Origin of the sequence: Oceanobacillus polygoni (assembly GCF_008304605.1) — a bacterium.
Classification (GTDB): Bacteria; Bacillota; Bacilli; order Bacillales; family Amphibacillaceae; genus Oceanobacillus; species Oceanobacillus polygoni.
Window position 1 is genome coordinate 52061 of the sequence record NZ_PIJY01000045.1, and the last position, 21772, is coordinate 73832.

The following is a 21772-nucleotide window of genomic DNA, read 5'->3' on the forward strand; positions in this document are numbered from 1 at the left end:
GTGCATCCTATAACTGAAAAAACATCTTGTTTGTTTTTGTTCTCCATATAAGAACGGATTCGTGACTCTTACACAAAGAAACAAACTTAATTGTATTTAAATTTTTTGGATTTTATCAGAAATTCAAAAAAAACCTATTTTGTATAGTTTTATATAGAGGAACGATAAGATTTTAACCTTTTTATTGAACAATTATAATAAGGATAAGATGGAAGGTTTGATAAAGATTCTCCTTTCGAAGGAGAGCACCTGTTCAAACACTATTATATTTTCTTGATAAGCAAGCTGGACATTGGTGATTAAAAAGAAATATATATCTGAATGTAAACGAGATATCGAAAGCGCATTGGTCGAAAGGAGAGAAGTACTAATCAAATGCGTAAGTAATGGTTAAGGTCGGTCATATGTAATTCTCAAACCTGTTCATATTTGTGATTAATAATGGAATAGATAATTTTCTTAGCAATACCATCTGTATTTAGCGTTTTTCGGTATTGGACATATACTTTGTTTGGTATTTTATAAATCTCATCTATTTTGAGGGTTTTAATTTCGGAAGCATACCTTTTATCAATACCAAGTTCCGGAATGATGCCAATTCCAATTCCGTTTGCAATGGCTTTTAAAGCCATTTCATTATTATCAACCTCAATACGAACGATGTTTTGTGCGCTGATCAGCTTTTTATCAATTGTTCTCCATAATGGTGAGTTTCGCTTGTAGCTTATAATCGTTTCATTATTTAAATCTTCTATTCGAGGCGTTAGTTTATTAGTCAATGGATGGTTGGATGGTAATACTAAGACAAGGTGATTATCGAATAAATACTCGGAAACAATGTCTGGATTATTGTCAATGGTGTCTCTTGTGAAGATTAAGTCAATTTCCCCTGACATAAACATTTCATTTAAATTGTGAGAGTGATAGCTATCGATTACTTGAATATCGATTCCGCCAATTGATTTAACCGCTTTCAAAAGATTGATAATAAAAGAATAGGAATATCCGGGCGAGAATCCAACCTTTATAATTGGATCTTTAACTAAGTTTACAATTTCCTTTGAATGCTGAATATAGGTCAGTATGTTTTTGGCGTAATCAATAAACATATTACCTGCTTTTGTAAGATAGATTTCATGTCTAATTCGTTTAAAGAGTGGGCATTGTAAGATAGTTTCCAAAGCTTTTATACGTGAAGTAATCGTTGGTTGTGTCACATTAAGAACCTCGGCAGCTTTTGAATAGCTTCGATATTTAGCTACAGTTAGAAACGTTTCTAATTGGCTTTCGTTCATTTCATATCCTCCTAAATACGTGTTTTATTTTAATTACGTTATATCTGGATGGTAGTTTATAAAGAAGTTCTTGCAAATAGGTGAAAAGCCAATGCTAGCAGATTAACTAAATTTTCTTTGCCCTATTATAATGAGACTAAAAAAAAGTAGTTAATAATTTTTAATGATAGTCATTTGATGAAAAACTGTCAACTAAATTAGCGGAAAATATTTAAATTATAAATTATTTAAATGAAAATAACTATTTAATATTATTTGTTAATTGTATAAAAACAAAAATAAATCCTATTGGTATGTGTAAAACTTAGCTTTTATAATAAACGTATGCTAGTAAATCCAAGAAAAAAGTAAAAGGATTACCGACAAATGAAAGTGTTTAGAAAAGCGTGGAAGAAGGAGAGGGTTAAAGTTGAATGATGTACGATTAAGTGAATCATTAAAGGGAAAAGTAGCAATTGTAACAGGATCTGCAAGAGGAATAGGTCGAGCGATTGCTCTAAAGTTAGCAAATTCGGGTGCGAACGTACTGATTAGTGGTACAAATGAAGCGCGTACGAGTAAAGCAGCTGAAGAATTGCAAGCGCTAACAGGATCAGAAATAAACTATTATGCAGGGGACCTTTCCGAAGAGAGCAATGTAGAAGAAATGGTACAATACACAATCAACACCTGGGGAAAAGTTGATATCTTAGTTAATAACGCAGGTGGTGGTGTTATCTTACCATTCCTAGAACAGACATCTGAAACGTTAAAGACAACTATTGACAGAAACTTATGGACGACAGTTTGGTCCTGCTACAAGGTGCTACCTTATATGGTAGATGCTGGATACGGACGAATTATAAATGTTGGTGCAGATTCTGTAAGAAATGGATTATGGGATCATGCTGCATACAATGCCGCAAAAGGCGGGGTTCATGCGATGACTACTGGTCTAGCAAAAGAATTCGCCAAATCGGATATTACAGTAAATACGATAGCACCACCGGCGGTTGAAGGGGAATTACTAGATAGAATACGAGAAAGAGATTCTAAATTAGTTGATAAGTATATTGCTATTATTCCAAAGGGAAGAGCTGCAAAAGAAGAGGAAGTTGCAGATGCGGTCTGGTATTTATCTACAGATGGAGCAGGATTTATTACAGGGCAGGTTATTAGTGTCAATGGTGGAAGTAATATGCTCTAAGAGCTTTACAACATATATTTTATAGTAAATGGAGGTATTTTTATGAGAACGATTATACAAGACAATAAAGAAAAAAATGAATTTCTTGTTCATCGTAGTGTTTTTACAGATAAGGAAATTTTAGCTAGAGAAAGAGCTTCGATTTTTAATAAGTGTTGGTTATTTATTGGTCATGAAACTGAGATTCCTAATGTTGGAGATTATAAGCGGAAAAAAGTAGGTGGTAGAAACTTATTATTTGTCCATAGTCAGGATGGAGAAATTAGAGCTTTGTACAACACTTGTCCGCATCGTGGTGCGCTCGTTTGCAGAGAAAACGAAGGAAATTCAAGGGTTTTCCGTTGCTTCTATCATGCCTGGAGCTTTAAAAATGATGGACAATTAGTTGGTATGCCAGGAAAAGACGGCTTCCCCGAAGGGTTTAATGATGAAGGTACTAAGAATATGAAGGTGGTTAATCGACTCGAAAACTATCGTGGATTTATGTTTGTTAACTTTGATGATAATGCCGTTTCACTCGATGAATATCTAGGAAACGCAAAAGAATACATTGATCTTGTCGTCGATCAATCGGAACATGGGTTAGAGGCGCTTGGTGGGGTTCAGCAATATAGTGTTCGGGCGAACTGGAAGCTGCTTGCTGAAAACAGTGCTGACTTATATCACGGAATGCCGACTCATAAAACATACTTTGATATTAAGCAAGCGCAAGATCCGAATTTAAAAAAAGTTCAATTAGAGGGAAAAGGCAGAAGTTTAGATAATGGACATGGTGTAATCGAATATGTAGCTCCGTGGGGTCGTCCTGTAGCACAGTGGACTCCAATCTGGGATGATGATTTTAAAAAAGATATGGAAAAGATTAAAGCACGGTTGGTAGAACAATTTGGTGATGAACGTGCAGATCGAATCGCGAATTATAATCGCAATATCATTATTTTCCCGAACCTAGTTATCAATGACATTATGGCTGTCACTGCAAGGACCTTTTATCCAACTTCACCAGGCTATATCGAAGTATCTGGTTATGCGTTAGCACCAAAAGGAGAAAATGATGCACATCGATTAGCGAGAAATAATAACTTCTTAGAGTTTTTGGGACCGGGTGGCTTTGCAACACCAGACGATAATGAAGCATTGGAATTATGTCAGGAAGCATACAACAATAATCAAGAAGTTGAGTGGAATGATATTTCTAAAGGGATGGTAAGAGGAGAAGAGAACGCACTTGCTACAGATGAGCTTCAAATGAGAAGTTTTTGGAGACATTATAATACGCGATTACAGCAATCCTTCAAGGAAGAGAAGGAGGTTGTTCATAAATGACGAGAAATACAATTGAAAGACAAGATGTTATTGATTTTTTATACACAGAAGCAAAGTTGCTAGATGAATGGAAATTAAAAGAATGGGCAGCACTGTTTACAGATGATGGTACCTTTATTGTTCCACCAATTGGTGAACCAGAAGCTGTTCCAACGAATTCACTTTACTATATCCACGACAATCGATCCCGACTGCAAGAACGTGCAGAGAGACTGTTGAAGAAAGAGGCGCATGTTGAATATCCACACTCTACGACAACGCGTAATTATCATAATATTTTGGTGAATGGCTTGAATTCAGGTGTCATAACTGTGGAATGTAATTTTACAACGTATCGAACGAAACGCGAAGTTGTAGATACCTTTATTGGAAGAGCATCATATGAGCTCATTCAGCAAGATAATGGGTTAGTAATAAAAAACAAAAAAGTTGTTTTAAATCTAGATAGTTTGCGTCCACATGGGAAAATAAGCTTAATATTATAAGGGTTTTAGATGGAAGGTGGTGCATGAGATGGAGAGTGAAAAAGATGTATTTGATATTACGATTGTAGGTGGCGGTCCAGTTGGTATGTTTACAGCATTTTATGCTGGAATGCGTCAAGCTACGGTGAAAATAATTGAAAGTTTGCCTCAATTAGGCGGTCAGCTTGCTGCCTTGTATCCAGATAAATACGTCTATGATGTAGCTGGTTTTCCTAAAATAAAAGCAAGCGAACTTGTTGAACGTCTATACGAACAAATGGATCAATTTGAGAATGAAGTCTGTTTGAATGAGGAAGTGTTGGACGTAACAAAGGAAAATGAAATTTTCACAATCAAAACTAATTCACAGATTCATTATTCGAAAACAATCATTATTACTGCTGGAAATGGTGCATTTAAACCGAGGACTATGAATTTGGAAAATGAAGCTAAATATGAAAACAAGAACCTTTATTACAGTATTAAAAATATGGATGAGTTTGCAGACAAAGACGTTGTTATCTTTGGTGGTGGTGATTCGGCTGTAGACTGGGCTTTAATGCTTGAAAAAATAGCAGCACGTGTATCGATTGTCCATCGGAGAGATCGGTTTAGAGCACATGAACATAGTGTGAAGCAGCTGAAGGAATGCTCTGTAAATATTGTGACGCCATACGTTCCTGCTGAATTAATTGGTGGATCAAAACTAGATTGCATTCGATTAAAACAAGCAAAAAGTAAAGAAATACTAGAGCTTGAAGCAGATGCTTATTTAGTAAATTATGGGTTTATTTCTGATTTGGGGCCCATTAATCATTGGGGCTTAGCGATTGAGAATAACTCAATTCTCGTAAATTCAAGAGCAGAAACGAATATCCCAGGTATGTATGCAGTTGGAGATATTTCTATGTATCCAGGAAAAGTGGAATTAATGGCAACAGGTTTCGGTGAAGCGCCAATTGCAGTTAGTAATGCAAAGGTCTACATCGACCCGACAGAATCGATGCACGTTGCTCATAGTACATCAATTATGAGTAGAAAAAATAACAAAGAGAATCAGGAAAAAGTAGCACAATCATAAAATGTAATAGAAAATGGAAGTTTTGCGAAATGATAATTCAGTTTATTCCAGTAAATATCGTTTAATAAATGAAAATATCGGAGGGTATACAATGTCAAAAGTTAAAGATGAAATTTTAGAGCAATCAGCACAGGTAAGGCTAGAAAATTATTTACGAACAGTTGCACACCTTGGGCATGTGGAAATTAGTGTCACCAAATTTGAACAGTCGTTATGGTTTTACACGGAAGTAATGGGCTTAGTGCTAACAGAAACGCATGGTGATCGGGCTTACCTAAGAGCGTGGCAGGATTATGACCATCATACATTGGTTTTAAAGGCAGCTGATACTTCTGAAGTAAATCGAATTGGCTGGCGTGTTAGTACGAAAGAATCTTTATATCTATTTGAAAAGCAGTTAAAAGAAATGAATATTAATTTCAATTGGGTTGAAGGTGGACAAAAGAAAGCGCTAGGCGATGCAATTCATTTTAAATCTCCATCTGGTGTTCCAATTGAACTTTATTGGGAAAAAGAGCTATTCGTAACCGATGATCCGAAATTGAAGTCAAAATTACCGAGTCATCCAAGTAAGTATACAATTAAAGGAGTTTCCCCACGTCGTTTTGATCATGTAAATATTATGGTTGATAATGTTATAAGCGAACAAGAGTGGTGGACGGAATTACTTGGTATTCATCATCGTTATTTTGTTCAGAACAAAGAGGATATTCGTTTAGGGTCATGGCTAAGCAGAACAAACATTGCACATGAAATTGCGTTCATGCGAAATTCAAATCAGAATGGTGCAGCATTTCATCATTTGGCATACTATTTAGATTCTCCCGATGAGCTTATTCGAGCAGCAAATATAATGGCAGAAAATGATATTCAGATTGAGTGGGGACCAGGAAAGCATGGAACAAGTGGAGCGCAATTCATTTACGTAATTGAGCCTTCGGGACATCGAGTAGAAATTTGGACGGGTGGATTCTTAATGTTTGCTCCTGATTGGAAGGCGATTGAATGGCCAACTGGAGTAGGCGAACTTGGTCTTGAAATGTGGGGAAGTAAACCACCAGAAACGTACTTCACGTATGGAACAAAACTAGGAGAATAAACGGGTTGGAGATAGATTTAAGAAAATCTATCTCCCTTTCAAAAACTATGAAAAATAGGAGAGTCCTGCTGTGCAACGAAACTTAAAAATTGATTTTCATACGCATATTATATCGGAAGATTTTTTGAATCTAGCAGAAAAATATGGTGATGATCGCTGGCCAATTTTAGAAAAAACATGCGATTGCGGCGCCAATATCATGATTAAAGGGAAAAAATTTAGAGAGATAACGAATCAAGCATGGGATACGGAAGAGCGATTAAAGGATATGGAAAAGGAAGGGATTGATATACAAGTTTTATCACCAATTCCTGTTACATTCAGTTATTGGTCAGTTCCTGAGCAAGGTCTAGAGATGGCTCGCTCGCAAAATGACTTTATCGCCTCGATTGTCAATGAACACCCTACCAAGTTTATTGGATTAGGCACTGTACCCTTGCAAGATGTTGACTTAGCTATAAAAGAAATGGAGCGCGTAGTTAAAGAATTAGGTTTAAAAGGAATTCAAATTGGTAGTAACGTGAATGGAAAAAATCTTGATGATGAATCATTGGATTTATTTTTCAAAGCTGCACATGAACGGAACGTTCCACTATTTGTCCATCCATGGGAAACGTTGGGAGGAGAAAGAATGCCACGCCATAATTTTATGTATATGGTTGGCATGCCTTCAGAAACAGCTTTGGCAGCTGGAAGCATTATAATGAGTGGAATGTTGGATAAGTATCCAAACTTAAAAATTTGTTTTGCACATGGTGGTGGCGCTTTGCCATATTTACTGCCGCGAATGGACAAAGGGTGGAATGTCTGGCCACAAATACAAAAAACAGAGAAGCCACCTAGTCATTATGCGAAGCAGCTTTATTTTGATTCACTTGTTTACGATGAGAGAAATTTACAGCTTATGATTGAACGTTTTGGTATCGATCAGATTATTGCTGGTTCTGACTATCCATTTTTGTTACGTGAAATACCATCAGGCAAAGTTGTGGACCAGCTAACGAATTTGACGGACACCGAAAAAGCAAAAATTCACGGTTTGAATGCTTCATCTTTTTTAAGTTTACAAGTGAAACAGTACCAGTAATTTTGGAGAAAAGAGAAAGTAGCGTGCTTGGTTATTTTTTTCAAAATTATCGACAGCGAGGGAATGTGATAAACAGAAAAGGAGAGGATAAGAATGGCTTTTGTCATTACACATCCATGTACGAATGAAAAAGCTGGCGAGTGTGTCAGTATATGCCCAGTTGATTGTATTGTAGAAGGGGATAACCAGTTTTTTATTGATCCGAATGCTTGTATTGACTGCGGAGCTTGTGTTGCTGCCTGTCCCGTAGAAGCTATCATTTCCGAACAGGATTTGACAAGTGAGCAAGAAGAATATTTAGATAAAGCAGAAGAATTTTTTGAATAAACGATTCAGTGGGGAATGCATCATAACTTCTTTTACCCCCGGAATGGGAAATCAAAGAGGGGGTATTCACCCTCTCTTATTCGATTCCCTTAATTTCTCGATGGTGTCTTTTGCTGGTGTGACAAAAATCGTCTTTTGATTATCATACGTAACATAACCGGGCTTTGCCCCATTCGGTTTTTTAACATGTCTTATTTTTGTGTAATCAACTGGTACGGAAGAAGAATTTTGCGACTTACTGAAATAGGCAGCCAGTTCGGCGGCCTCCATTAATGTTTGCTCACTAAAATCTTTCGCTCGGATAATAACATGAGATCCCGGAATATCTTTCGTATGCAACCACGTATCATCGCGATGGGCAAGCTTCATTGTAGCATATTCATTTTGCTTGTTATTTTTCCCAACTAGAATACTCGTTCCGTCTGTTGAAGTATAGGTTTCAGGTTCAGGATTCTTTGGTTTATTTTTTGTTTTCCGATTTGTTTTTTGCTTTTTCAAATAACCTTCTTCACGTAGCTCTTCACGAATTTCCTCGATATCTTCAACACGTGCGACATCAATTTGCTGAAGTAATTGGTCAAGGTAATTTAATTCTTCTTCTGTACGAATGATTTCTTTTTCTACCACTATTTTTGAGTTTTTAAGCTTTTGATATGTTTTATAAAAGCTTTGCGCATTTTCGCTAGGTGATTTATTGGGATTAAGCTCTATGGTCAGCTCTGTTTGCTCTGGGTCATAATAATCGATCACACGGATGCTCGTGTCTCCTTGTTTAACAAGGTGCATATGTGCGGTAAGCAGCTCTCCCATCTTTTGATAATGCTCCGCTTTTTCTGCTTTTTTAATCGTTTGCTGATGCTTTTTTAATTTACGTTCATTTTTACTCTTTTCATTTTTGATAAAACGATATAAGTCCTTCGCTTGTTGTTTAACGCGATCACGTTCTGCTTTTCCGGAATAGAATGAATCTAACATGTCATTAACGGATTGAAATTCGATCTTCTCCCCATTAAAAGTAGAGATTGGAATAACATGAAAGTCTTCTTTAGCCGCTCGATAAATTGTTGGAGTGTAGTCATGATCGATTAGTTGCCTTTGTACTTCAGCAAATACTTCAATATAAACTTCATTGGATCCAAACTGTGTGCGAGCAACAATTTCTTTTGTAATGAGAGGGGAGAAACCTTCAATAATTCCAACCATTTGTTGATCCATTTTTCCAGCATTGAAATCTAGTTTTCGTAGCAACTGTTCTCCATTGATTTCAAGTGGATTCAATTTATTTTGGGAAGGAGGTAGCTTATAAGCCTGCCCAGGCAAAATCGTACGATGTCGATTATGTGCCATGGAAATATGCTTGATACTATCAATAATATGTCCTTTCTCTTTATCGACAATCATCATATTACTATGCTTACCCATTAACTCAACGATAAGTAATTTATGACTAATATCCCCAATTTCATTCCGTGTTTTTAACGTGAAGGTTACGATACGTTCCATATTAAACTGTTCGATAGCTTCAACAATGGCTCCTGAAAGATGTTTTCTTAATACCATGCAGAACATTGGGGGTTCTTTTGGATTCGTGTATGTATCTTCTGTTAAATGAAATCTTGCATAGGTAGGATGAACAGAAAACAACAAACTATGATTTCTTCCTTGGCTTCTAATTGTAAAAACTAACTCAGTCTGCGTTGGCTGATATATTTTATTAATTTTCCCATGTACTATTTTCTCTTGTAATTCTTCTGTTAATGCTCTCGTTACAATTCCATCGAATGGCATATCATCACCTCAAGAGCAATTATAGCATTTTTCTGGACAAGTATGCATAGATATGGAAATAGCTTGTACTATTTAAAAGCCGGAGGAATGCAGATGAATTGGTATCAGTTGGATGCAGAAAAAGTAGAGAAGAAGCTTCACGTAACAGCAGACAGAGGGTTATCAGGAAAACAGGCTAGTGAGCGGCGAAAACAATATGGTGAAAATATTCTGGAAGCAAAGAAAAATACATCCAAATGGCTCATATTTTTAAAACAATTCCAGGATTTCATGGTTCTTGTGTTGCTTGCTGCGACGCTTATAGCGGGATTACTTGGAGAATATGTCGACGCCATTGCTATTATGATTATTGTATTAGTAAATGGCTTTATCGGCTTTTTCCAAGAACAAAAGGCTGAGAATTCATTGGAAAAACTAAAAGAATTATCCGCTCCAATGGCCAATGTTCTACGTAATGAGAGCTGGGAGAAAATATCCTCTCGAGAAGTTGTTGTTGGAGATATTGTTAAGGTAAATAGTGGAGACCGGATCCCTGCGGATGTTCGTATTATTAAATCAAATGGGATGGAAACAGAGGAATCCGCACTAACTGGTGAGTCTTTACCGGTAACAAAGCATGCAACGGCGATCACGAAGGAAGATCTGGATGTACAGGATCAAGTAAATATGGGCTTTATGGGAACACTCGTTACAAGAGGATCAGGTGTAGGGATTGTTGTTGGAACCGGAATGAATACGGTAATGGGTCAAATTGCATCATTAATGGCAAATACGAAAAAAATGGTTACGCCACTAGAAATGAAACTAGCAGAGCTTGGAAAGATATTAATCGTTGTTGCATTATTCCTTACAATACTTGTAGTAGGTCTTGGAGTAATACAAGGCCATCCGATGTATGAAATGTTTCTTGCAGGGGTTTCGTTAGCAGTTGCTGCGATTCCAGAAGGTTTGCCAGCAATTGTGACAGTCGCATTGTCACTTGGTGTACAACGCATGATTCGTAAAAAAGCGCTCGTAAGAAAGTTATCCGCTGTAGAAACACTTGGTTGTGCATCCGTTATTTGCTCCGATAAAACGGGGACAATGACCGAAAATCAAATGACGGTAAAGGAAATTTTCTTAAATGGGGAATACCTCTACGTTTCAGGTGACGGCTATCAGACGCAAGGTGACTTTTTCCTTCATCGAGAGAAAGTAAAGCGCTCATTTCCGAATTTAGAAACGATGCTTTCATATGGAATGCTTTGTAACAACGCATCGATAGTCGTAAAAAAAGGAAAAAATTATATTGATGGAGACCCAACGGATGGTGCGCTGCTCGTTGCAGCAAAAAAGCTAGGGATGACAGAGGAGCTTGGCAAAAAGTTTCGGATTATTAAAGAGTTTCCATTTGATTCAGACCGTAAACGTATGAGTGTTGTCGTAGAAGACGAAAATCAAATGCGCTTTTTAATTACGAAAGGTGCTCCGGATGTCCTCCTTCCTAGATCAGCGTTTTATATGGACAAAGATAGTCGAAAGCTTTTAAATAAGGAAAACAAAGCACTTATTGAAGGTGCAATAAATGAGATGGCAAATAAGGCATTACGTACTATTGCCATTGGTATGCGGTCCATTTCAAATAATGTATCACTGGATTCAGCTTTACTAGAAGATGAATTGACGCTTATTGGTTTATACGGGCTAATGGACCCTCCTAGAAAAGAAGTGAAGTCAGCAATTAGAGAATGTAAGGAAGCTGGAATTAAAACAGTTATGATTACAGGAGATCATGTCAATACAGCTAGAGCAATTGCTGAAAACCTTCAGCTACTTCCACCAAATGGACTTGTTCTTGAAGGTCATCAGCTTAATCGAATGTCAGCAGAGGAGCTTAGTAATGTAATCGAAGATACGTATGTCTTTGCTCGAGTTACACCAGAGCATAAGTTAAAGATTGTAAAAGCTTTTCAAGAAAAAGGACACATTGTTGCAATGACTGGAGATGGGGTTAACGATGCTCCGGCAATTAAAGCGAGTGATATCGGAATTAGTATGGGTGTTACTGGTACAGATGTAACAAAGGAAGCGTCTTCCCTGATTTTAATGGATGATAATTTTGCTACAATTAAGTCTGCTATTCAAGAAGGAAGAAATATCTATGAAAACATTCGTAAATTTATTCGATATTTACTAGCTTCCAACGTAGGTGAAATACTTGTCATGCTATTTGCGATGTTACTAGGAATGCCATTACCGCTTATCCCGGTACAGATTCTTTGGGTGAACTTAGTAACTGACGGACTTCCAGCAATGGCCCTGGGACTAGATAAAGCGGAAGAAGACGTAATGAAACGTTCACCGAGGAATCCGAGGGAAGGTATTTTCTCAAGAGGACTCGGTTATAAAATCATTAGTAGGGGTATTTTAATCGGTATCGTAACATTAATTGGTTTTATCATTACGTATCAAAATAACCCGGATAATCTAATGTTTGCTCAAACCACTGCTTTCTCAACACTTGTTATGGCGCAGCTAATTCATGTGTTCGATTGCCGGAGCGAACATTCTGTATTTGCTCGAAATCCATTTGAGAACATTTATCTTGTTTTTGCAGTAATTTCATCCTTGCTTTTATTATTAGTAGTCATTTACTGGCCGCCTTTACAGCCAATATTCCATACGGTCAGTTTATCACTAAGAGATTGGCTACTGATTATTGGATTAAGTGCGATTCCTACTGTACTATTCGGCTTTACAAAAAAATAAGCATCACAACACTGCCCGACAATGTGTTAAGCTCACATTCTCGGGCTTTTTATTGCAGTTTTTGTATCGTACTCGAAAGAAACTTCGGAGTAATGTGCAATTATGGATTGTGCGTATACACGCTACGGAAACACACTACGCTTTTCGCGGATGACCCGTGAGGCTCTTTGAACTCCGTCCTTCAGAGTCTCACTCTGGCCACGTCCCGCGGAAAGCATCCGCCTGAAGCGATCCAGGACGGCGATTATTGCACACATTTGAAGAATATGCAGAGAAGTTAGTTCGCATTCTATATCTATTATGTAATGTAAAATAAAGGGAGTTTTTCGATTTGAATGGTATAATAGGTTTATAAATCTTGAGATTACCGTATAATGAAGGATGGATGTGATTGACATGCCGTTAAGCATGACTGGTTACGGAAGAAAAGTACTACATATCGAAAATACGATGGTTACAATTGAAATTCGCAGTGTAAACCATCGCTTTCTTGATATAGCGATCAAGTTACCTCGCACTTTTTTATTTTTGGAAGATAAGCTAAAAAAAATCGTTCAATCTCAGTTTACTCGAGGACGAATTGATGTTTATATTAGCATTGCAGGAGATGGGCTATCCACTCGAACGCTACAAGCAGACTGGGAATTAATTGATCAATATGTGAATCATTTGAACGAGGCGAAGCAAAAGTATCATTTAAATGGTGAAATCCCTCTAACATTTTTATCATCCATGCAAGATTTTTTTCATATCAAGGAGATTGATGGCTCCTTGGAAAAAGTACATCAGCTTATTCTAGATGGGACGACAGAGGCGTGTGAGGAAGTTTTTGTCATGCGTCAGGAAGAAGGGATGTACTTAACAAATGATTTGGTAGAAAGACTCCGTGCAATTCACGAAACGGTTTTACAGCTACGTGATAAAAGAGATATTGTTAGGAAGGAATATCAAGAAAGGATTATGGAGCGAGTGCGTACGTATTTAGATGAGGCGTTTTCTAAAGATGGGAAAATCTATCAAGAAATTGTCTTGCTTGCAGAAAAAGGAGACATCACAGAAGAAATAACAAGGTTATTAGGTCATATCGAGCACTTCGAGAAAACGATGAATAGCAAGGAACCTTCAGGAAGAAAGCTTGACTTTATTATTCAAGAGATGCATCGAGAAGCAAACACAATTGGTGCAAAATCAACCGATGTTACGATTAGTGAATGGACAGTTTCACTAAAAAGTATGATTGAAAAAATGAAAGAGCAAGTGCAGAATATAGAATAAAAATACTTTCGACTAGGTAATCACAGGGGAGTGATTCCAGTTTAATCTTTTGTAAGTTAACCTCCAAAAATGTATCATTCATTTTAATGCAATCGATAAAATAAGCAATTAACCTTGTTCGGTTTCACTTTATAGTGTAAATTTCCACTAGGATAAAGTATAATATAGATAATCTTGCCTTGATAATAAGATTGAATATAGATTTTTTACGGTACGTGAATAAAATATATCAAAAAAACAAAGCGAAATTTGTTGGAACTTTTGCAAGGGGGAAGTAAGTTGAGCTTGAGTTTAATTAATATCGGTTTTGGAAATGTGGTGTCGGCAAATCGTATTATTTCGATTGTGTCACCAGAATCTGCACCGATAAAACGGATTATTACAGTGGCTAGAGAAAATAATAAATTAGTAGATGCTACATATGGAAGACGAACTCGCGCTGTGATTATAACAGATAGTGACCACGTCGTTCTATCTGCTGTTCAGCCGGAGACGGTTGGACAACGGGTAATCAGCAATGATGAAATTTCAGATGAATAGATTATCCATCTATTCTTTAGGGCTTTAGGAGGTACTATGTTGATTGAAGAGAAAGGGATTTTATTTATTCTTTCTGGTCCTTCAGGTGTTGGTAAAGGAACAGTAAGAAAAAAACTATTTGAGGAAGCATCGGAACTACAATATTCCATTTCGATGACAACGAGGGATATGCGCCCTGGTGAAGTTGATGGGGTGGATTATTTTTATAAATCCGTTGAAGAGTTCGAGAAGCTAATAGAAGAAAATCAGCTCTTAGAATACGCGAAATATGTAAGTAATTACTATGGAACTCCACGCAAGTATGTAGAAGAAACATTAGAAAAAGGCCAGGATGTCTTTTTGGAAATAGAAGTTCAAGGTGCCTTACAGGTAAAAGAAAACTTTCCTGAAGGCGTGTTTATATTCCTTTTCCCGCCAAGCTTGGAAGAACTTAAAAACCGCATTGTGAATCGTGGAACGGAATCACAGGAATTAGTCGTCAATCGATTGAAGGAAGCTCGGAAGGAAATTGAAATGATGGACGCTTATGATTACGTTGTTGTCAATGACCGTGTCGAGCATGCTGTGGACAGAGTTAAAGCAATTATAAAAAGTGAGCATTTGAAACGAGAACGAGTTGCCAAGCAATATAAAAAAATATTGGAGGATGAATTGAAATGATGTTAGAACCATCAATTGATGCATTACAAGAAAAAATTAAATCTAAATATACGCTTGTTACTTTGTCAGCAAGACGAGCAAGAGAACTAAGTGATACAAAAGATATAATGATTGAGAATCCGAAATCTCATAAGTACGTTGGAATGGCATTAGAAGAAATAGAAGCCGAAAAATTATATATAGCAAAAGATAATAAATAATGAAGTTTACCCTCCGTTCTTTTCTCGCGGAGGGTATTCTTGTCATTGTGGCTTTTATAAAGTAGCTTTTTACAAGATATATATATAGCGATATGTTATAACTAAATTAATGCAATATTTGTAGTGTGAGATTAAAAAATACGTCTTGAACGAGTGAGAAAAACAAGAGATATACTGCTCTCTAATTGACACAAAACCAACTGAGCCTAAGGGTATTGCTTATAATATTTAATAGTGTATCTACCTATCATCGCATTTGAAAGAAATTGCGAACTAACTGCTTTGGTAGGAGCAACTGTCGCCGTCCGGGATCGCTTCAGGCGGATGCGCACCTTAGGGAACGGCTTCAGCCTCACCGGAAGAAAACCACTTCCGGTGAGGCTTCAGACACGTGCTATTCCCGCAGGAGTCACCGCCCTACGCTCACCAGGACTGGTTGGAGCGATGCTTTGTTTTTGATAAACGTTGTTGTAATAGCTAATAAACCAGTATGAGCGGAGGAAATACACGAAGACTCACAGGTCACCCTAAGGTTAAGGTGCGCAAAGTGTATTTCCAAAGCAGTGCAAAAGCTCTATACCCCATCGCACATTAGTTCGCAGTTTAATTCTGTTATGTAAAAATAACAACTTTATTTAGATAGGACAAGTACTCGTAGTCCAATTTTTTACTAAACTTACTTAAGTACAAGGATAGTATGCTTTAGGGATATTTCCAACTAGATACTAGGATTGAAAGGGGTAAAGTGAATGGTTAATCAAAAAAATATTCTACTCGGAGTTTCTGGTGGAATTGCTGTGTATAAAGCATGTGCGCTTGCTAGTAAATTAACACAAAAAGGCGCTAATGTGAAAGTAATGATGACAGAAAGTGCGACTAAATTTGTTTCACCACTAACATTTCAAGCTTTATCGAGAAACCCTGTATATATTGACACATTTGATGAAAAAAATCCAAAGAAAATTGCTCATATCGATGTTGCGGATTGGGCTGATATCGCTATTATTGCACCGGCAACCGCAAACATAATCGGCAAACTTGCAAATGGCATAGCTGATGATATGTTATCGACAACGTTATTAGCTACGGAGGCAGATGTTTATATTGCGCCTGCAATGAATGTACATATGTATGCCCATCCAGCAGTTATGCAAAACATGCAACAACTTGAAGCTTGGGGGTATCACTTTATCGAGCCTGGCTCAGGATACTTAGCTTGTGGTTATGTAGGAAAAGGAAGATTAGAGGAGCCAGAGAGCATTATTCAAGCAGTCGAAAATCATCAGAATAGAGAGCAGCTGCTTGCTGGGAAGAAGGTGCTTATATCAGCAGGTCCAACAAGAGAAAAAGTTGATCCTGTTCGTTTTTTTACAAATCGATCATCTGGAAAAATGGGCTATGCGCTTGCCGAAGTCGCTGCTGAATTAGGTGCTGAGGTAACGCTTGTTTCTGGTCCCGTTTCTGAACAAGTAAATCACCCACGCATTAAACGAATTGACGTATTGACTGCCGAAGAAATGTATGAAGCGATGCATGCCAATTATGCAAATCAAGACATTGTGATAAAAGCTGCTGCTGTAGCTGACTACAGACCAAAGCTTGTGCATGATCAAAAAGTTAAAAAACAGGACGGAAATTTGCAAATCGAAATGGAGCGAACGAAGGATATTTTAAAGTCACTTGGTGAAATGAAAACAAATCAATTCTTAGTAGGATTCGCTGCAGAAACAAATAATCCAATGGATTATGGAAAGAAAAAACTTTTACAGAAGCATTTGGATGCAATTGTTATTAATGATGTTTCTGCCGAGGGTGCAGGCTTTGAAGGGGATACCAATATGGTTACCTATTTAAATGAAGCGATGCAGCAAGATGAGGTTTCTTTAGCTTCCAAAAGGGAAGTAGCGACAAGAATCTTAGAATTTATTGATCGAGATATGAAGGATGAATGAATTTGAATATAGCTAGAGTAATTGTTGATGTACCAGCAAGTTCCACGAATCAAACATTTGATTATGTAATACCGGAAAAATTCCAAGAAATGCTTACTGTCGGAATGCGGGTAATTGTCCCATTTGGACCACGTAAAATCATGGGATTTGTCGTGGAAAGAGTTAGTGAGTCATCATTTAATAAGTTAAAGGGAATTATTGATGTATTGGATTTTACGCCAGTATTAACAGAGGAATTGCTTGAACTTGGTAAATGGGTAGCAAATGAGACGCTCAGCTTATCCATTACAGCGTTACAAGCAATGCTTCCGCAAGTATTAAAGTCAACCTACGAGAAGGAACTTGTACGTATGACAGAGGAGCAACTTCCGGAAGTATTTGAACATCTATTTGCAGGCCGAGGCTTCATTCCATTTAAAGAATTTGAAGCTTCTTCTATCAGCTACTATCAGTTGCAAAAATTAATTGAAGCTGGAGATATTTCCATTGACTATCTTGTGAAATCTCGCATAACGAAAAAGCATGTATCGATGGTTAAACCTACAAAGGATATGCATTTGTTAGAAGAAGCATTGCTCGATTTAAGCAAGAATGCGAAAAAGCAAAAGCTGCTCCTGCAGTTTTTTATTGAACATGAAAATCCGATTGAACAACAGGAGTTATTAAAAAAAGTAGGCACAACCACAAGTACGGTTAAAGCACTCGTAGACAGAGGCCTGCTTGCAACCTTTCAACAGGAAGTAATGCGCGATCCTTATGAAAATCGTGAATTTGAGCGAACAACACCACTCGTATTAACGAAACAGCAGCGGGAAGCAATTATACCAATTAATGAAGCAATTGAAGCAGATAAGCATGATGTTTTCCTTATCCATGGTGTTACAGGCAGTGGGAAAACAGAGATCTACTTACAAGCGATTCAGGAGGTCCTGAATAAAGGACAGGAAGCAATCGTACTTGTCCCAGAAATTTCACTAACACCACAAATGGTAAATCGGTTTAAAGGTAGATTTGGATCCGAGGTTGCTGTGATGCATAGTGCGCTTTCAGCAGGTGAAAAGTATGATGAATGGCGGAAGGTTCAGCGAAAAGAAGTGAAAGTCGTTGTCGGGGCCCGTTCTGCGGTTTTCGCTCCATTCGAGAATCTAGGAATTATTATTATTGATGAGGAGCATGAAACGACCTATAAACAAGAGGATCAGCCACGCTATCATGCACGTGATGTTGCGATTCATCGTGGACAAACGAATAGCTGTCCAGTGATTTTAGGCAGTGCCACGCCAGCATTAGAATCCTATGCAAGAGCTACGAAGGGTGTTTATCGGCTTGCTACTTTAAGTGAACGAACAAATCAGATGGATATGCCGAAAGTGGATATTATTGATATGCGAAAAGAGTTACATGCAGGAAATCGTACGATGTTTTCTAGGGACTTAATGGAAAAGATGGAGCAATGTCTTGAAAAAGGGGAACAAATCGTACTGATGCTTAACCGAAGAGGTTATTCAACCTTTATTATGTGCAGAGACTGCGGTCATGTAAAAGAATGTCCGCATTGTGATATTGCCTTAACCTATCATAAAAATAGCAATCAAATGAAATGTCATTATTGTTCTTATGAAGAACCGGTACCTGTCGTCTGTCCAGAATGTGAAAGTGATTTAATTCGTTATTTCGGTACTGGAACACAACGAGTGGAAGAAGCACTAACAAAGCTCTTACCTGAAGCAGAAGTTATTCGTATGGATGTAGATACAACGAGAAGAAAAGGCTCGCATGAAAAGCTATTAAAGCAATTTGCAGAGAAGAAAGCAGATATTTTGTTAGGCACACAGATGATCGCAAAAGGGCTCGATTTTGAAAATGTGACATTAGTTGGTGTCCTGACAGCGGATTCGATGCTACATTTACCAGATTTTCGTTCGTCGGAAAAAACATTCCAGTTGCTGACACAAGTAAGTGGTCGTGCTGGGAGACATGAACTTCCGGGAACGGTAATCGTCCAAACGTATACACCAGAGCATTATAGTATTGAGCTGGCAAGCGAATATGACTTTCAATCCTTTTATAAGCGGGAAATGAGCATGCGTAAAGCATTTCAATATCCGCCGTATTACTTTTTAGCACTCGTAACGGTTTCCCATGAAAATCAAGTGAAAGCGGTCCAGACAACACAACAAATTGTCCAAGTGCTTTCGCAGCATGTTGGAAACACAACCGTACTACTAGGACCGACACCGTCACCTATTCCGCGGATCAAAGATAGATATCGCTATCAATGCATGATAAAATATAGAAATGAGCCAGACTTGAGAACCTATTTAAATAAAATAAAAACTATTTTTGCAGACGATGTACGGAAAAATGATTTGTTAATTACCGTAGATATGCAACCATACCATATGATGTAAGACAAGCTATTGTAAAGAAAGAAGGCTAATAAATGAAACGAATTGTTTTTATGGGTACACCGGATTTTTCTGTTCCGGTGTTACGAACATTAATTGAATCCGAATATGAGGTCGTGCTTGTTGTTACACAGCCAGACCGTCCGAAAGGGAGAAAGCGTGTTATTACACCTCCTCCAGTTAAAGTAGAAGCAGAGAAAGCTAATATTCCAGTGTTTCAGCCGGAAAAACTAAAAGATGAATACGAAGAGATCTTATCCTATGAGCCGGATTTAATCGTTACTGCTGCATATGGTCAACTGCTACCAAATGCATTGCTTGAAAATCCAGCTTACGGCTGTATTAATGTACATGCATCGTTATTACCGGAACTGCGTGGAGGAGCACCAATTCATTATGCCATTATGCAAGGAAAGAGAGAAACAGGGATTACCATTATGTATATGGTCGAAAAATTGGATGCTGGTGATATTCTCACACAACAGGTCGTTCCAATTGAAGCTGATGATCATGTTGGCACGATGCATGATAAATTATCGCAAACAGGTGCAGTGCTTTTAATGGAAACATTACCGAAGCTCTTTTTAAACGAATTACAACCAGAAAAGCAGGACGATACAAAAGCAACGTTTGCGTCCAACATTAAACGAGAACAGGAAAAAATTGATTGGAATAAGGATAACACTGACATTTATAATCAAATTCGTGGCATGCATCCATGGCCAGTAGCATTTACAACTTATGAAGGAAATGTGATGAAAATTTGGTGGGGCAAACCAGTTGATACCTTATACGAAGGAAAAACGCCAGGAGAAATTGTTGAAAAAGTAGATACTAAAAGCTTTATCGTTGTTTGTGGGAACCAAAAAGGAATAAAAGTAACAGAAATTCAGCCTGCAGGTAAGAAGCGAATGCTTGTAAAAGATTACTTACAAGGCTCAGAGGAACGAATTAAAATAGGAACGGTATTAGGTGAATAATATGACGGCATATCAGCTACGAAATACGATTCTGGATTTACTGCTTCGCATTGAGAAAGATAGTGGATTCAGCCATTTACTAATCGACAATGAGATGAAATCCAAACGAATCGCTCCAAAGGATGAAGGTCTTTTAACAGAGGTTGTTTATGGAACAATCCAACGTAAAATGACTTTAGATTATTATTTGGACAACTTTGTGAAGAAGAATAAAAAAATGGATGCCTGGGTTCGTATGCTTTTACGAATGTCTGTGTATCAAATGGTTTACCTAGATAAAGTCCCTGATCATGCAATTATTCATGAAGCAGTGGAAATCGCAAAACAGCGCGGTCATAAAGGAATCAGTTCTTTTGTGAATGGTGTGCTACGCAATATACAGCGTCATGGTGTACCAGATACTAAAGAGATTACAGATGATGCGAAAAGATTATCTATCGAAACAAGCCATCCTGAATGGCTTGTGAAACGATGGATGACCATGTATGACTATGAAACGGTTAAAACAATGTGTGAAGCCAACTTGACAAGAAAACCGATTTCGATCCGAATTCAACCGATGAAGATAACGCGAGAGAAAGCGATGCGTATGTTAGAAGATCTCGGCTTTGAAACAAGAGCTTCTTTATTTTCGGAACAAGGTATTATTGTGGAAAAAGGAAACATCCTTCATACTGAATTGTTCCGCAAAGGCTACGTTACGATTCAAGATCAAAGTTCCATGCTTGTTGCTGAAATGTTAGAAGTAGAACCGGGTATGAAAGTGCTTGATGCATGTAGTGCGCCGGGTGGAAAAGCAACGCACATCGCTGAGAAAATGCAGAATGAAGGACAAATTCATGCGTATGACTTGCATAAAAAGAAAGTAAGGCTGATTGATGAAAAAGCGGCACAACTTAACTTGACCATAATTGATGCTAATCCTGGTGATGCTAGAAAGCTTGGTGAACTTCATGAGGACGCCAGCTTTGATCGAATTTTGATTGACGCCCCATGCTCTGGATTGGGAGTGATCCGGGGGAAACCAGAAATCAAATACCATAAAAAAGAAGAGGACATCAAACGGTTAGCGGAAATTCAATTAGAAATACTTGAACATGTAGCACCATTGCTTAAAAAAGATGGTTTGTTGATTTATAGCACGTGTACGGTTGATACTGCAGAAAATGAAAAAGTGGTACAAAACTTTCTTGCAAATCAAACGGATTTTCAAATCGATGAAAGCTTTTTTGGAACTTTACCAAATGAGTTAAAGCGGGCACCTGGGATAACCAGAAATGGTTTACAATTATTTCCCGAGTACGATGGAACAGATGGTTTCTTCTTAACTCGCTTAAAAAAAATTTAATAAATCGG

At 37.6% G+C, this 21772-nt stretch carries 18 protein-coding genes; 16 read left to right on the forward strand and 2 right to left on the reverse strand.

Annotated features, from left to right (window positions below):
* Window positions 1-413 precede the first annotated feature (413 nt).
* Entirely contained in the window at window positions 414-1295 is an 882-nt protein-coding gene (locus F1560_RS19155) for a LysR family transcriptional regulator (protein WP_149476235.1), read from the reverse strand.
* A 409-nt stretch (window positions 1296-1704) separates the two neighbouring features.
* On the opposite strand from F1560_RS19155, the gene F1560_RS19160 reads away from it, so the two are divergent.
* From F1560_RS19160 to F1560_RS19190, 7 genes are all read left to right on the forward strand, one after another.
* The gene (locus tag F1560_RS19160; protein ID WP_149476236.1) at window positions 1705-2481 is read left to right on the forward strand and encodes an SDR family NAD(P)-dependent oxidoreductase; all 777 of its coding nucleotides are present in this window, start codon (window positions 1705-1707) and stop codon (window positions 2479-2481) included.
* Between the two features lie 42 nt (window positions 2482-2523).
* Window positions 2524-3807 carry an aromatic ring-hydroxylating oxygenase subunit alpha gene (locus F1560_RS19165; RefSeq protein ID WP_149476237.1) on the forward strand — a complete coding sequence of 428 codons (1284 nt, stop codon included), beginning with the start codon at window positions 2524-2526 and terminating at the stop codon, window positions 3805-3807.
* Window positions 3804-4292, forward strand: a complete 489-nt coding sequence (locus F1560_RS19170; RefSeq protein WP_149476238.1) for an aromatic-ring-hydroxylating dioxygenase subunit beta — start codon at window positions 3804-3806, stop codon at window positions 4290-4292. Before F1560_RS19165 ends, F1560_RS19170 begins: the two co-directional genes overlap by 4 nt.
* Before the next feature lie 28 nt (window positions 4293-4320).
* On the forward strand, window positions 4321-5352 hold the full coding sequence (locus tag F1560_RS19175) for an NAD(P)/FAD-dependent oxidoreductase (protein ID WP_149476239.1): 1032 nt from the start codon (window positions 4321-4323) through the stop codon (window positions 5350-5352).
* 91 nt (window positions 5353-5443) lie between these two features.
* A complete protein-coding gene (locus F1560_RS19180; protein WP_187773781.1) occupies window positions 5444-6451 on the forward strand; it encodes a VOC family protein in 1008 nt (335 codons plus the stop codon).
* A gap of 70 nt (window positions 6452-6521) precedes the next feature.
* Window positions 6522-7538: an amidohydrolase family protein gene (locus F1560_RS19185; protein WP_149476241.1), complete on the forward strand. Its 1017-nt coding sequence runs from the start codon at window positions 6522-6524 to the stop codon at window positions 7536-7538.
* 93 nt (window positions 7539-7631) lie between these two features.
* Window positions 7632-7865, forward strand: a complete 234-nt coding sequence (locus F1560_RS19190) for a DUF362 domain-containing protein (protein ID WP_149476242.1) — start codon at window positions 7632-7634, stop codon at window positions 7863-7865.
* Between the two features lie 66 nt (window positions 7866-7931).
* On the opposite strand, the gene F1560_RS19195 is transcribed toward F1560_RS19190, so the two are convergent.
* Window positions 7932-9653, reverse strand: a complete 1722-nt coding sequence (locus F1560_RS19195) for an Rqc2 family fibronectin-binding protein (protein WP_149476243.1) — start codon at window positions 9651-9653, stop codon at window positions 7932-7934.
* A gap of 93 nt (window positions 9654-9746) precedes the next feature.
* On the opposite strand from F1560_RS19195, the gene F1560_RS19200 reads away from it, so the two are divergent.
* The 9 genes from F1560_RS19200 to rsmB all read left to right on the forward strand — a co-directional run bounded on the left by F1560_RS19200 (window position 9747) and on the right by rsmB (window position 21764).
* On the forward strand, window positions 9747-12401 hold the full coding sequence (locus F1560_RS19200; RefSeq protein WP_149476244.1) for a calcium-translocating P-type ATPase, SERCA-type: 2655 nt from the start codon (window positions 9747-9749) through the stop codon (window positions 12399-12401).
* 396 nt (window positions 12402-12797) lie between these two features.
* The gene (locus F1560_RS19205) at window positions 12798-13676 is read left to right on the forward strand and encodes a YicC/YloC family endoribonuclease (protein ID WP_149476245.1); all 879 of its coding nucleotides are present in this window, start codon (window positions 12798-12800) and stop codon (window positions 13674-13676) included.
* A 279-nt stretch (window positions 13677-13955) separates the two neighbouring features.
* Window positions 13956-14216: an extracellular matrix/biofilm regulator RemA gene (gene remA / locus F1560_RS19210; protein ID WP_095308538.1), complete on the forward strand. Its 261-nt coding sequence runs from the start codon at window positions 13956-13958 to the stop codon at window positions 14214-14216.
* Window positions 14217-14255: 39 nt separating this feature from the next.
* Complete coding sequence (gene gmk / locus F1560_RS19215) at window positions 14256-14876, forward strand: guanylate kinase (protein ID WP_149476246.1); 621 nt, start codon at window positions 14256-14258, stop codon at window positions 14874-14876.
* Window positions 14873-15076 (forward strand): DNA-directed RNA polymerase subunit omega, encoded by a 204-nt coding sequence (rpoZ, locus tag F1560_RS19220; RefSeq protein ID WP_149476247.1) that lies wholly within the window; start codon window positions 14873-14875, stop codon window positions 15074-15076. Before gmk ends, rpoZ begins: the two co-directional genes overlap by 4 nt.
* 749 nt (window positions 15077-15825) lie before the next feature.
* Entirely contained in the window at window positions 15826-17028 is a 1203-nt protein-coding gene (coaBC, locus tag F1560_RS19225) for a bifunctional phosphopantothenoylcysteine decarboxylase/phosphopantothenate--cysteine ligase CoaBC (protein ID WP_149476248.1), read from the forward strand.
* 2 nt (window positions 17029-17030) lie between these two features.
* Window positions 17031-19439: a primosomal protein N' gene (gene priA / locus F1560_RS19230; protein WP_149476249.1), complete on the forward strand. Its 2409-nt coding sequence runs from the start codon at window positions 17031-17033 to the stop codon at window positions 19437-19439.
* A gap of 32 nt (window positions 19440-19471) precedes the next feature.
* Window positions 19472-20416 carry a methionyl-tRNA formyltransferase gene (gene fmt, locus F1560_RS19235; RefSeq protein WP_149476250.1) on the forward strand — a complete coding sequence of 315 codons (945 nt, stop codon included), beginning with the start codon at window positions 19472-19474 and terminating at the stop codon, window positions 20414-20416.
* 1 nt (window position 20417) lies between these two features.
* Window positions 20418-21764, forward strand: a complete 1347-nt coding sequence (rsmB, locus tag F1560_RS19240; RefSeq protein WP_149476503.1) for a 16S rRNA (cytosine(967)-C(5))-methyltransferase RsmB — start codon at window positions 20418-20420, stop codon at window positions 21762-21764.
* Window positions 21765-21772: the final 8 nt, after the last annotated feature.